Below are 11,669 nucleotides of genomic sequence, written 5' to 3'. Positions count from 1 at the left end.
AACGATGCATCGCCGATGGTAGTGTGGGGTTTCCCCATGTGAGAGTAGGTCATCGTCAAGATTCATTTCGCAAAACCCCTATCTGCGCGAGCAGGTAGGGGTTTTGTCTTTTAGTAGAGAGACCAGAGATTCGCTGGCACGTCCTCCACGACGGTCCGGCACACAGAATTTCTTGACGACCATAGAGCGTTGGCACCACCTGATCCCATCCCGAACTCAGCAGTGAAACGACGCATCGCCGATGGTAGTGTGGGGTTTCCCCATGTGAGAGTAGGTCATCGTCAAGATTCAAATCCAAAGCCCCTGTCCGCGATGCGGACAGGGGCTTTGTCTTTTCCGGCCCTACGCCATCGTCGCCTTGCGCGCTTTCCCGATCCGGCGTGCCTGCAACTTGCGCCACCAGATATAGACCCCGGTAAACGAGAGCACCGCTATCGCCACGCCCAGGATGGCGATCAGCACCTGGCCGGTCGTTCCGATGATCCGTCCACCATGGATGGGTAGCTGCAAGCGATAGAACTGTTCGCCCAAGGTCCCCTGGCCCGCTATCTCCTGGCCCAGCAAACGCCCATCGGTGCCGTGGAAGAACAGCCAAGACTTGCCGTGGGCATCGGTGTCATGCTGGCCGAAGCCGGCGCCATAGAAGTTGTACTCGAAGCTGTAGTAGAGCTCGCCGATCGGTGCGGACAACCCAAGCCTTGCCCCTTCCTCCTGGGCCCTCTGGTAGGCCTGTTGATAGGTCAGCAGGGTCACCCCCAGTTCGTCCTTGGGCATTGCTCCACGGGCCTCGTAGACGCTTGGCGCGACGGGTGAGAACAAGGATACGGCGGGCTTGAACACCTGTGCCGGCAGGTTCATCGCCACGCTGCTGATGGCGATGGGTAACAGCAGCAGCCACAGCCACAATCCGCCGGCCCTGTGGATATCCAGGTTCAGGCGATAGGCGTGCCCGCTCTTGATCTTCCAGGCGGTCGCCCATTTGCGCCAGAACGGCCGCCCGCGGGGCAGGGTGAGCAGCACGGCGATGAAGCAGTCCAGCACCCAGAGGATGGCCACCACTCCCATCAGCAGGATGCCCCAGTTGCCTGGCAGGGTCAGGCTGTAGTGCAGTTCCAGGATGAACGGCATGAAGTTCTCGCGAGAGAAGCAGCACTCGCCCCAGTAGCGCTGGCCGAGGGTCTCGCCGCTCACGGGGTCGAGATAGAACACCGTGTTCTTTTCGGCATAGGGCTGGTCAGTGCGCGGGTCGTTGCGCGGCACCATGGCCAGCAATGCGGAATGTCCGGCTTCCTGTGGATATTCCATGTACCAGACCTGCAGGCGCGGATGCTCGGCTTGCAACTTGTCCACAAGCGCGCCGGGTTGCTGCGGCGTGCCGAGCGCCGGCGCTTCATAGAAGCTGGGGTTGAGCCATTCGTCCAGCTCGTGGTGGAAAGCCAGCAGGCTGCCGGTGAGGCCAGCCAGGGCCAGGAACACAGCCGTCACCAGGCCCAGGTAGCGGTGCAACAAGACATAGCATTGACGCATCGGTCGGGACTCCAGGAAAAACGCCAGAAACGAAAAAGCCAGCACCTGGTTTCAGGCGCTGGCCTCGAGCACATGGAGGGAGTGGTCAGAACTGGTAGCTGACCGTGGCGCTGACATTGCGCTCCTCGCCCATATAGCAGTAGTTCAGGCTGGCACAGGAGGCGATGTAGCTCTCGTTGGTCAGGTTGTTGGCGTTCAGGCGCACATCCACGCCCTTGAGCCCGACCTTGCCCAGGTCGTAGCCGACCGAGGCATCGAACAGGGTGTAGGAGGGCACCTTCATGCTGTTCTCCGCATCCACCCAGCTGTAGCCGACATAGCGCACGCCGCCGCCCAGCCGCAGGCCGTCGAGCGGGCCCTGGCGAAAATCATAATCGGCCCACAAGGAGAACATCTGCTTCGGCGCCTGGGTCGGCGAGTTGCCCTTGTTGTCGAGGTTGCCCGACACCAGGCTGGGCATCGACTTGGCGTACTCGACATCGGTGAAGGTGTAGCCGCCCAGTACCCTGAGGTTGTCGGTCACCTGTACGTGGGCCTCCAGCTCCAGGCCCTGGGAGCGCACCTCGCCGACGGCGCGGTAGAACTCTTCGTCCGGTTGCTTGGACGCCAGGTTCTCTTGCTCGATGCGGAACACCGACGCCGTGAACAGGTTGTCGCTGCCCGGCGGCTGGTACTTGATGCCCGCCTCCCACTGGGTGCCCTCGGTCGGCGCCAAGGGGCGGCCGTCCTGGTCGGATACGGTGTTGGGGTTGAACGACTCGGAGTAGCTCACATACGGCGCGATGCCGTTTTCGAACAGGTAGAGCACCCCGGCGCGGGTGGTGAACTTGGAGCGATCATCGCTGACCCTGCTGTCGGTGTCGCGGTTTTCCTCGGACACCTTCACCCAGTCCTGGCGCAGGCCGAGGGAGAAGCGCCACTGGTCCAGTTCGACGAGGTCCTGCAGGTACACGCCGGTCTGCTGCAGGCGGCGCAGGTAGCGGTTTTCGCCGAGGACCTGCAAGTTGCCGTTGCCGTACTGCGGGTTGCCGGCATCCAGCGGATCGACAGTGCCATAGCGCCAGGCCACATCCGCCTTGCGCCGCTGATAGTCGGCACCGAGCAGCAGGGTGTGCTTGGCCGAGCCTGTGAAGAATTCCGCCTGGAGCATGTTGTCGACGATGAACGAATGCAGGCGCTCGTCACCGCCGGTATAGGCGCGGTTGAGGATCGTGCTGGTACTGTCTGCCCAGCCGGCCGAGTAGACCTGGTCCATCGACACGTCCGAGTCCTGGTAGCGGAAGTTCTGGCGGGCCGTGAAGACATCGTTGAAGCGATGCTCGAACTGGTAGCTGAACGACTGTTGGGTACGCTCGTAGTTGTCGATGTCCGGCTCGCCTTCGAAGAAGTGATCGGACAGGCGCAGGCCGTTACGCGGGTGCAACATGCCGTCCGCCGGGTTGCCGCCGTGATAGCCGCCATTGGGGTCGTGCTGCAGGTAGGCCTGCAAGGTCAGCGAGGTGTCCTCGCTGAAGTCGATGCTGACGGCCGGCGCGATGGCGTAGCGCTCTTCCTTGTTGTGGTCGAACTGGGTGTCGGAGGCATCCGCCAGACCCGTCAGGCGGTAGGCGATGCGCTTGTCGTCGTCCAGCGGGCCGCTGAAGTCGAAGCCCATGCCGCGCTGGCCCTGGGTACCGACCGTGGCCTGGACCTGGCGATATGGGTCGAACAGCGGTTTCTTGGTGGTCAGTGCCACCAGGCCGCCGGGCGAGCTGCGGCCGTAGAGCACGGAGGAGGGGCCCTTGAGGATGTCGATGCGCTCGAGGAAGTACGGGTCGACCTGCATGGTGCTGTAGGTGCCGTTGTCGCCCATGGACTTCAGGCCATCGACGTAGATGTTGTCCACCGAACCATCGTTGAAGCCGCGCATGGCCACGTAGTCGTAGCGGTGGGTGGCGCCGTAGGGGTTGGTCAGGACGCCCGGCGTGTAGCGCATGGCCTGTGCCACGGTCTGCGCGCCCTGGTCGTCCATCTGTTGGCGGGTCACCACCGAGACCGACTGGGATGTCTCCAGCAGCGGCATGCTGGTCTTGGTGGCGACCTGGCTGTGGGTGGCGTTGTAGCCCTCCATGCTGCCTAGCGCGTTACCCAGGGTGAAGCTGCGGATATCGGTGCTCGGCAACGATAGCGCCGCGTCTTCCGGCAAGGGATGCAGCACATAGCTGCGGCCATCCTGGCTGACAGCCTCGAGCCCTGTGCCATTGAGCAACTGGCGCAAGGCCTGGTCGGTGGAGTAGTGCCCCTGCAGGCCGGGCGACTCTAGTGCGCCAGTCAGTTGCGGGGTGCTGGACAGGGTGATGCCAGCCTGGCGGGCGAACTGGTTGAGCACATCGTCGAGGTTGCCGGCAGGGATCGCATACTGCTGGCTGACCTCGGTCGGCTCCGCGGCCTGAACCAGCAGCGGCGCGCTGCCGAGGCCGAGGGCCGTGCCGAACAGCGCGGCGCGCACCGCCTTGCCAAGGCGAGCTGAATTGAGGACAGGTCGAAAATCATTCGTACTCGCGAGGGGCAGCGAGGGCAGAGCGTCAGGCATGGAGAATATCCGTCGGGTCGAAAGGGCTGGTAGGAGTCGCTTACTGTCCTAGCCGGACGCTCGAGAAAAACCCGCCAGAAAAATCTGCAAAAAAGAGCAGACTCACCCCATCCGCTCCACCCGGACCCACCAGCGGGTGCGTTGGTGGAGCCTGACCGGCAGTGTCTGTGGCAGCAACTCCAGCAGCCCGTCGGTGTCTTCCAGGCGGAACACACCAGACAGGCGCAGGTCGGCGACTGCCTCGCTGCAGCCGAGATAGCCGTGGCGATACCGGCCCACTTCGGCGAGGAAATCGGCCAGGCGCATGTCACGGGTGACGATCAGCCCTTCGGCCCAGGCGCTGGCATCCATGGCTTGCTGCTCGACCTGCTGCGCGCCCTGGGTATCCAGACGCCAAGCCTGGCCGCTGGTGATCCACTGCAACTGGCCATGGCCAGGGCGGTGGATGGCCACTTTCCCCTGGCTGACGCTGACCCGCGTGCAATCGGCGTCCTGGCGTACCACGAAGCGTCCGTCGAAACCCTCCAGCAAGGCATCGCGGGTTTCCACCAGCAGGGGACGTCCCTGGCCTTGCAAGGCATTGCAGGTGAGCATCAGCTCGCCCTGCCTGAGACGAATGAGCCGCTGCCGCTGGTCGAAGGCCAGGTCCGCGGCGCTGCGGGTATTGAGCTGCAGCAGCGAACCATCCGGCAGTTGGAAGCTGCGGCGCTCGCCCGTGCCGGTGGCGTAGTCCGAGGTCCAGGCGTGCAATGCATCGAGGTCCTTGCCCAGCCAGGCTGCGGAGCCCACTAGAGCGACCCCGCCCAGCAGCTTCAGGGCCTGGCGCCGGTGCAAGCGACGCTGGCTGGTCTCCAGGGTCCGCAGGGCCACACCGGCGGCGGGGAGGGCGCGCAGGTCAAGGTCCTGGTGCAGGCTGAGCACCCGTTGCCAGGCCAGTTCATGTTCATGGTGGGTGCTGCGCCATTGTTCGCATTGCTGCGCCAGCGCCGGGTCGTGACCGCTTTCGCGCAGCCTCAGCAGCCAGTGGATGGCCTGCTTGACGACCTGTGGCGGGGGATGTGCTGGGCCCATTGTCTCAGCAGCCGTCTTCGTAGCGCAGCAGGTAGCAGTGGTACAGCGCCTCTGCCACGTAGCGTTCCACGGAGCGCAGGGAGATGCCCATCTGTTCGGCGATCGCCTTGTGGCCCAGCCCTTCGCACTGGGCCAGCAGGAAGGCGCGGCGGACCTTGGGCTTGAGACCGTCGAGCATGTGCGCGATGCGTTCGAGCAACTCCAGCATCAGTTCGCGGGTTTGCGCTGACGGTACCTGGGCTTCCGGCAGGTGGGCCAGGGCCTCGAGATAGGCGCGTTGCAGCTCTTCGCGCCGCCAGTGATCGATCACCAGGCCCCGGGCGACCGTGCGCAGGAAGGCGCGTGGGGCGCTGAGTTCCAGCTGCTCGCGTTGTAGCAGGCGCACGAAGGTGTCCTGGGCCAGGTCCGCCGCGTCGGCGGCGTTGCCCAGTGTGCTGCGCAGCCAGTTGTATAGCCAGCCGTGATGATGGCTGTAGAGCGTGTGCACGGAGTCTCTGGAGGGCATGGAGAGGCGCTGGCGTCAAAGGGTATGAATGATAATTAGTCTCATTGTTTGCGGGCTGGCATTATTTTGCAACTGTCACTGATCGATATCGAGCCTGGGGAGACCTTGCAGCCCATCGCCGGCAAGCCGGCCGCCACAGGTACTCCACCAGACCCGAGGGCAGTGGTGAACCTGGGAGCCGGCTTGCCCGTGATAAGGCCGGTACAGACGCACCCCATCTGCCTCATGTGGCCTGTAGCCAGCCGAGCCGCATTCAGCTCAGCAGCGTGCGCACATTCCCCATCGCCTCATCGGCAAAACCCTGCAGGAATGCCTGGAACCCAGGCAGCGCCTCGGCGCCGCCCTCCCAGGGTTCGGCCTGGATGGTCCAGGTGGCCCGGCTGTGCTGGCCATCGAGCGCCTCGACCTGCATCGCCGCCCACAGGTTGCCGATGTTCAAGCTGGTGTAGATCAGGCTCCAGGTCATGGTCATGGCTTGCTCGTCGCGTGAATTCAACTGTTCGATGACCACGTTGCCATCCTTGAACAGCTTCTTGCGTACCGAGCGCACGCCACTGCCGGTCATGTCGATGTGCGACAGCGCTGGGATGAACACCGGGAAACCGGCGAAGTTGCCGACGATGTTCCACACGCTGGCGGCCGGAGCGGCGATTTCCACGCTGGAAACCACCTGGCAGCCTTGCGGGTTACGGATCAGGGTATCGGGTTCGAGAACGTGCATGTCGTGTTGCTCCTGTCGTGAATGAAGGGGGTCAGATGAAGCCGATGTCGCTCAGGTAGCGGCAGCCACGACGCAGCAGCTGCGGCGTCTTGGCCGGGTAGCTGGCGCCCATGCGCCGTACCCCCGCGCGGGCGTTGTGGTGCTCGATGGCGCTGATATCGCCGATGTCTTCCTCGAAGCCATCCAGGTAGAAGCCCAGGACCTCGAACAGCGCGTTGTCGCGATCGACATGGCCGAGTTGGCGCTGCCACTGTCGGATACCCACCAGCTCGAACACATGGCCCTGCGCGCGGAATGCCGCCAGGTAGTCGCGCCAGCGCAGCGGCTCGGGGTTGTGCAGGTTGAATACCCACTGCCGAGGCTGGTGGCCGCTGGCGTGGAAGGCGATGAAGCGGGCCAGGAAGTCGACCGGCATGAGGTCGAAGTCGATGTCCAGATCCGGCACCTGGCCCAGTTGCAGCGAGCCTTTGAGCATCAGCATCAGGCGATTGTGTTGGGGTTGGCAGACGCCGCTACGGCTGTCGAAGGTGATGTTGCCCGGGCGGAACAGGTTGACCCATACGCCCTGCTCACGCGCCCGTTGGAGGATCCGCTCGCCGACCCATTTGCCCAGGTTGTAGCCATTGCGGATGTAGACTGGCGGCGTCGCTGCCGGGCCTTGCTCCAGCACGCGGCCGTCACTGGACACCGCGCTGCAGGCCGAGAGGGTCGAGACGAAGTTGAAGACCTTCTTGCGCTTGCCTTCGCACAGGCGCAGGCACTCGAACAGCGGCTCGATGTTGTCGGCGGCCAGTGCCTGGTAGTCCAGCACGTGGTTGACCTGTGCGGCGTTGTGCAGCAGGGCGCCGTATTCGCGGTCCAGGTAGTCGTAGTCCTGCTGGCACAAACCCAGGCGCGGTTGGCGCAGGTCGGCCTCGAACACCCGTATGCGGCCCCGGTCCAGGGTCAGGCGATTGTCCGCCACGGCCTGGGCGAAACGTTCGGCGGCGCCCTGGCCATCGCGGCTGCGCACCAGGCAGGCCACCTCGCTGGCTCCCCAGTCGAGCAGCGCCTCGACCAGGTGCACGCCGAGGAAACTGTTGGCGCCGGTGACGATGACCTTGTGCACATCACCCAGGCACTCCACGGGTAGCACCTCCAGGCCCAGCTCGCGATTGGCGTCCTGCTCCAGGCGCACCAGGGGCGTTGCCTGGTCGCGCTCGGTACCGTCGAGCAAGGCGCCCAGGCGCTGCAGGGTCGGCTGTTCGATGAAGTGGTTGATCGCCACACCCTGGTCGAACTGCTCGCGTATCTCCAGCAGCAGGCGCGAGAGCAGGATCGAGTGGCCGCCGAGGTTGAAGAAGCTGTCGTCGATGGAAATGTCCGCCTCCGGCAGGTCCAGCAGGCCACTCCACAGGCTGCGCAGGCGTTGTTCGGTGGGCGTGCGCGGCACGACCCGATGGCTACCGGGCAGGGTGCGCGGCAATGCTTGCAGGGCGTGTCGGTCGACCTTGCCATTGGCCGTGTAGGGCATCCGCTCCAGCACCTGGTAGAACGTTGGGCACATGTAGTCGGGCAAGTGCTGCTCGGCATGGGCGCGCAGGGCCGTCTCGGCGTCTTCCCGGGCCGGTTGTGCGGTGAAGGCCAGGATCCGGCGCTGGGCGTCGATCACTACAGCGACTTGGGCGAACAGATGACTTTCGCGCAGGCAGTGCTCGATCTCCTCCGGCTCGACCCGGAAGCCACGGATCTTCACCTGGTTGTCACGCCGGCCGCACAGTTCGATGCCATCCACGCCCCACTTGGCGATGTCCCCGGTGCGATAGGCGCGCAGGCACTGGCCGTCGGGCAAGGCCAGCTCGACGAAGCGCTGCGCGGTCAGGGCCGGGTTGTTCAGGTAGCCCAGGCCCACACCCGGGCCACTGATGTACAGCTCGCCCGGGGTCTGCTCGGGCACTGGGCGCAGGTTCTGGTCGAGGATCAGCACCTGGGTGTTGGCGATCGGTGTGCCGAGGTTGCGATTGCTGTCGCCAGCAGCGAACAGCCGGGTGGTCGCCAGTACCGTGGTTTCGGTCGGGCCGTAGATGTTGTGCATCCGGCACTGCGCGGCCAGACGGGCGATGACCTCGGGTTCGCAGACATCGCCGCCGGTGACCAGGTGGCGCAGGCCCAGCTGCTCGTCACGGGGCAGGATGCTCAGCAGGGCCGGTGGCAGGAAGGCATGGCTGACCTCCTGGGCATGGATCAGCCGCACCAGCTGTTGCGGGTCGCGGCGCTGGTCGTCGCTGGGGATCACCAACTGCGCTCCGCAGGCGAAGGTCGGCAGGATGTCGAGCAACGAAGCGTCGAAGCCGATGGTCGAGAACTGCAGCACGTGACTGTGGGCGTCCAGCGATACGTGCTCGGCGTACCAGGTCATGAAGTGAGCAAGGTTGCGCTGGCTGAGCAGCACGCCCTTGGGCTGGCCGGTGGTGCCGGAGGTGTAGATGGCCACGCATGGCGCATCCGCCGAGGCCTTGCGCAACTGCAATGAGGGCAAGGGATGTCCGTGCGACTCGCCCAGCGTGCGTACATCCAGGCCGGGCAGCCCCGGCTGGTCCTGGCCGTCATGCAGCAGGACGCAGGCGCCGGCATCCTCGAGGATGCGCTGGCGCCGTTCGGGCGGGGTGGCCGGGTCCAGTGGCAGGTAGATGGCCGCGCAGCCGAGTACCGCCAGCAGGCTGGCATAGAGTTCGGGCGACTTGGCCATGCACACCGCGACCACTGCAGGCTGTCCATCGGCCTCCGGCAACAGGGGCAGCAAGGCGCGCTGGATACCGACGACGCGGGCATGCAACTGGTGATAGCTGTGATACTGGCCGTCACGGTTGAGGGCAGGGTGGTTGGCGAACTGGCGCAGGCGCTGTTCCAGGCCTTCCACCAGGCCTGCCCCGGCCTGCTCCAGCAGGTCGGCGCGCTGCGTGTGGTTGAACGGGTGCCGGTAGGCCAGTGATTCCAGCCACCCCAGGTCATGTTCGCGTTCTTGCAGGCCGGGGCCGACCGTGGGCGCCTGTTGCAGGTACTGGGGATTGCGGGCGAAGCGGGTGACCTGCAGGGCCAGTAGCTCGCGCAGCGCTTGCAGGGCGTCTTCACGCAGCTGCTGGCCATTGCCGGAGGCTGGCGGCTGCAGCGGCACCCACTCGATCAGGCGCTGGGTGCTGGCACTGGCGCACCAGCACAGCAGTTCCAGTCGCGGCAGTGGTTCGGCGCAACGGGCGCCCAGGCGCAGCCTGAGCAGCGGTGTGCCGCCCAAGGGCTGCCAGATGGCGCTGTCCAGCGCCAGGGTGCCGTCTTCTACCACCAGCAGTGACCTGGCCAGGGACAGGGCGTCCGGGATTTCGACCAGGGTCGCGCCGTGGCCGTGTTCGTCGAGCATCTTGGCAAGCTGGCGCAATGCGGGGCTGGTGCCCACCAGGAGTATGTCGAGGCGTCTCATGGCGGTCTCCTCAGGGCAGGTAGTCGCGCAGCGCGGTTTGCACGCAGGCCGACTCGAGCATCGAGCTGCTGCGCAAAAAGCGCAGGATGTTGCCCAGCAAGGGGTGCTGGTGGTTGATCGGGTAGGCCAGCGCCCGGGCCTCTTCGCGCAGGGCCTGGCGTACCGCCTGGCTCACCGGCAACGCATCGATCAGGCTGAAGTCGAAGGCCTGCTGGATGTCGCTGGTCAGGTACTGGCCGAGAAACACCGGCAAGACCTGCGCGATGGCCTCGCGATCGGCCTGCGGCGCGGCCTGCCAGTAGATACGCGCCAGGCGTGCCCAGAAGCTGGAGTGACGCCCTTCGTCGAGCAGATGGTCGGCCATCAGCCCCTTGACCGAAGGCTTGACCGTGTCGTCGCGGGCGAAGGCGGCGACATCGTCGGTCAGGGTGTTCTCGGCGATGCCCACGCAGATCAATTCCATGGCATCGCGCAACACCACTGGCACCTGCGCCAGCGCCGCGGGGATGGCGCGGCTCAGCTCGATCTCCCGAGGCAGGTCGATCGGTTCGATGCCAGTCAGGGCGATGGTCTGCTGCAAGAAGTCCATGGCCACCAGGGCGTGGTAGTCCTCGTCCACCACCACGGTCATGGCGTCGTAGCGGCAGGCGAAGGGGAACGGCACGGCGAAGCGGTCCTTGGCGATGCGCCGGGCCGTGCGGTCGACGATCTCGGTTTCGAAGATCACCACGTCGTTGATGAACTTGTAGAGGCTCTGCACCAGCACGAAGTCGCGCAACTGCGGGCATTCGCGTTGGAAGGTGGCGCCGAGCACCAGGGGCTGGCGGCTCAGCGGATAGATGAGCCGTTTATCGTCTTCCACCCGCCGGCGTGGCCGGGTACGGATGGTCGCGCGTTCTTCCCAGGCCTCGGCGAAGGAGCGGTATTCGTGGGCTTTCATGGCGCGACCTCGGCGATTTCCGCCTGCAGGGCGGCACGCAGCCGGTCCCACAGGGCCATGCGGCTGTCCACGGCGGCGATGGCCGCCTCGTAGACCTCTTGCTGACGCTGCGGATCGTGCGCGACCAGTCGTGCCAGCAAGTGCTCGGCCGCCGGGCCGTGGTCCTCGGCGTCGACCTCGATGTGCCGTTGCAGGTAGTAGCGGAAGGTTGGCGCCTGGTCGCTGCCGATGCCCCAGGCGTCGAGGATCTGCTGGAACATCGTCGGGATCACGCTTTCCCGGCCATGCAGGAAGGCGGCGGCGACGCGATGGGCAGGCGCCTGCAAGGCGACCTGCAGGGTGTCGCTGACGAAACGCCGGGCCGCTTCGCTGGCGCCTGCGCGCTGCAAGGCCGTGGCAGGGTCGACGCCTTGTTGCTGCAGCTCGATGAAGCGTTCGATGGCCTGGGTGCTGGCGCCGACTTCGCGCATGGCGTCCAGGTACAGCTCGAAATGGCTGTAGTGGCCTTGGCCCAGACGGTCATCGGACTCCTCGCCCAGGACGATCTCGTTGATCAGCCTGGCAGCGGCCGGGTCGGCCGGCGGCAGCCAGGGCAGGCTGACGCAGGTCAGCTCCCGTTGCAGGCGCTTGGTCAGCGACATGAAGTCCCATACGGCGAATACATGGGTTTCCATGAAACGGCGCAAGGTATCCAGCGAGTCGATTTCGGAAAATAGCGGGTGCCTGGAAAGTTCGGCTTTCTTGTCGGAAAGTGTGCTCTTCAATGTGCTCATGGCAAATGTCCATAACGAGGTGGCATCGGGTGGATTGTTCCTGCGTGTCGAGCGTCGACGTTTATTCGGGCGAGCGAATGCCTCGATTGAAGTTTCGATGCTGAGC

At 65.1% G+C, this 11,669-nt stretch carries 8 protein-coding genes and 1 rRNA gene; 1 reads left to right on the top strand and 8 read right to left on the bottom strand.

The features are described from left to right. Nucleotides 1-171 precede the first annotated feature (171 nt). A 5S ribosomal RNA gene (rrf, locus tag NJF35_RS22190) occupies nt 172-287 on the top strand. A gap of 55 nt (nt 288-342) precedes the next feature. Here rrf and NJF35_RS22185 read toward each other — a convergent pair. From NJF35_RS22185 to NJF35_RS22150, 8 genes are all read right to left on the bottom strand, one after another. After that, on the bottom strand, nt 343-1,527 hold the full coding sequence (locus tag NJF35_RS22185; protein WP_225787712.1) for a PepSY-associated TM helix domain-containing protein: 1,185 nt from the start codon (nt 1,525-1,527) through the stop codon (nt 343-345). An 85-nt stretch (nt 1,528-1,612) separates the two neighbouring features. Beyond that, nucleotides 1,613-4,099, bottom strand: coding sequence for a TonB-dependent siderophore receptor (locus NJF35_RS22180; RefSeq protein ID WP_225787711.1), 2,487 nt, complete (start codon nt 4,097-4,099; stop codon nt 1,613-1,615). 102 nt (nt 4,100-4,201) lie between these two features. Then, on the bottom strand, nt 4,202-5,170 hold the full coding sequence (locus NJF35_RS22175; RefSeq protein WP_253091487.1) for a FecR domain-containing protein: 969 nt from the start codon (nt 5,168-5,170) through the stop codon (nt 4,202-4,204). A gap of 4 nt (nt 5,171-5,174) precedes the next feature. Next, nucleotides 5,175-5,675 carry a sigma-70 family RNA polymerase sigma factor gene (locus NJF35_RS22170; protein ID WP_225787709.1) on the bottom strand — a complete coding sequence of 167 codons (501 nt, stop codon included), beginning with the start codon at nt 5,673-5,675 and terminating at the stop codon, nt 5,175-5,177. 253 nt (nt 5,676-5,928) lie between these two features. Beyond that, on the bottom strand, nt 5,929-6,396 hold the full coding sequence (locus NJF35_RS22165) for an SRPBCC family protein (RefSeq protein ID WP_253091486.1): 468 nt from the start codon (nt 6,394-6,396) through the stop codon (nt 5,929-5,931). Nucleotides 6,397-6,427: 31 nt separating this feature from the next. After that, entirely contained in the window at nt 6,428-9,850 is a 3,423-nt protein-coding gene (locus tag NJF35_RS22160) for an amino acid adenylation domain-containing protein (RefSeq protein WP_225787707.1), read from the bottom strand. A gap of 10 nt (nt 9,851-9,860) precedes the next feature. Next, complete coding sequence (locus tag NJF35_RS22155) at nt 9,861-10,790, bottom strand: diiron oxygenase (protein ID WP_253081307.1); 930 nt, start codon at nt 10,788-10,790, stop codon at nt 9,861-9,863. Continuing rightward, entirely contained in the window at nt 10,787-11,563 is a 777-nt protein-coding gene (locus tag NJF35_RS22150) for a DUF3050 domain-containing protein (RefSeq protein ID WP_225787705.1), read from the bottom strand. Before NJF35_RS22150 ends, NJF35_RS22155 begins: the two co-directional genes overlap by 4 nt. Between the last annotated feature and the right edge of the window lie 106 nt (nt 11,564-11,669).

The organism is Pseudomonas guariconensis (assembly GCF_024127895.1).
Taxonomy (GTDB): domain Bacteria; phylum Pseudomonadota; class Gammaproteobacteria; order Pseudomonadales; family Pseudomonadaceae; genus Aquipseudomonas; species Aquipseudomonas guariconensis_B.
Note: the sequence above shows the minus strand (reverse complement) of the source record. Positions and strands in the feature narration are given on the sequence as shown.